Raw genomic sequence first — 1209 nt, 5'->3', positions numbered from 1 at the left:
ACTTCTGGTTAGTATTGGCGGAATGTTTAAAACGTGGAATGTGATTTCCCCAACCGAGTCGATTACCGTTAAACCGGTTCAGCCTGGCAGTGAACAGCACGACTGGAAACACTGGGGCAATACCACCCATGGCGATCGATTTGCGGCGCTTGACCAGATCAACAAACAGAATGTCGACAAGCTGCAAGTCGCCTGGATAGCACATACCGGGGATATTCCGCAGAGCAATGGCTCCGGCGCGGAAGATCAGAACACGCCGCTGCAAATTGGCGACACGTTATATGTCTGTACCCCATACAGCAAAGTGCTGGCGCTGGATGTGGATTCCGGTAAAGAGAAATGGCGCTACGACGCAAAAGCGACAGCGCCAAACTGGCAGCGCTGTCGTGGCTTAGGATATTACGAAGAGCCGCACACTGCCGCCTCTCCAACGGTACAGTGGCGATTGAGCTTGGGGATGGCGCGGTAATCCTTGAACTTGCCCGGCAGGTGCTTGTACACGGAGTGCAGGGTGCCCAACGCCTCATAGCAGTTGGCGCAGCTGTCTGCCACCACCCGGAAGCCATAGACGTCCAGCCCCTGGGACAACGTCAGGTGCTTGTTGCGCATCTTGCGGTAGATGCCGTAGAGGGTCTTTTCCCGGCCGTCGCCCTGGGACGGGATGCCGGCGGCGATCAGGGTCGAGGTGACCGCTTCCCTGCTCTTGGCGCCGCCTTCGCGGCGGTTGGCTCGCGCTGCCCCCAGCCCCTTCGCGTGACCTCGGCGTCGCGTCGGGGAGCTGGGCGCGCAGTTCTCATCCCGCAATTCAGAAATACGCAATACCTGCACTCTTTGAGTTATGGGATGCTGAAAGGGCACAAAAAGAATTCTTCCTCAGCAGACTTCGAAAACGCTACGCAAACACAAAACATCGTAAGAAAGTTGCTGATAAGGCACCGATTAATATTCGTATTTCTCCAGACGCTAAAAACACGCTGATCAAACTGGAGAAACATTTTAACCGCAACAGGGCTGATGTTATTGAATATTTGATAGAAAAAACCTGGGCTGAGCTGAATCAGAAAAACTAAAAAAATCACAGTCATATATCACCTCAGTGAATTCCCTTCCGTTTACTTCCAACAGGCCATCACCACCGGATGGCCTTTTTCATTGAGAGGCCGATATGAAACATCCCTCAGGCTACGCCCTTATACGCCGCCATCTGCG

General features: G+C 53.7%; 1 protein-coding gene and 1 pseudogene. One reads left to right on the top strand and one right to left on the bottom strand.

The features are described 5' to 3' along the window. Positions 1-22: 22 nt before the first annotated feature. Positions 23-469, top strand: a complete 447-nt coding sequence (locus BTM36_RS06195) for a hypothetical protein (protein ID WP_368730705.1) — start codon at positions 23-25, stop codon at positions 467-469. On the opposite strand, the pseudogene BTM36_RS06190 reads toward BTM36_RS06195, so the two are convergent. Beyond that, positions 439-807 (bottom strand): annotated as a pseudogene (locus tag BTM36_RS06190) (guanosine-3',5'-bis(diphosphate) 3'-pyrophosphohydrolase); the annotation flags it as partial. The gene BTM36_RS06195 and the pseudogene BTM36_RS06190 sit on opposite strands and share 31 nt — an antisense overlap. Positions 808-1209: the final 402 nt, after the last annotated feature.

It is taken from the genome of Herbaspirillum sp. VT-16-41 (genome assembly GCF_001994935.1).
Classification (GTDB): Bacteria; Pseudomonadota; Gammaproteobacteria; order Burkholderiales; family Burkholderiaceae_D; genus Herbaspirillum; species Herbaspirillum frisingense.
Note: the sequence above shows the minus strand (reverse complement) of the source record. Positions and strands in the feature narration are given on the sequence as shown.

Excerpts from the sequence above, each read along its gene's own strand:
- BTM36_RS06195 (WP_368730705.1), top strand. The coding sequence starts at position 23 with ATGTTTAAAACGTGGAATGTGATTTCCCCAACCGAGTCGATTACCGTT.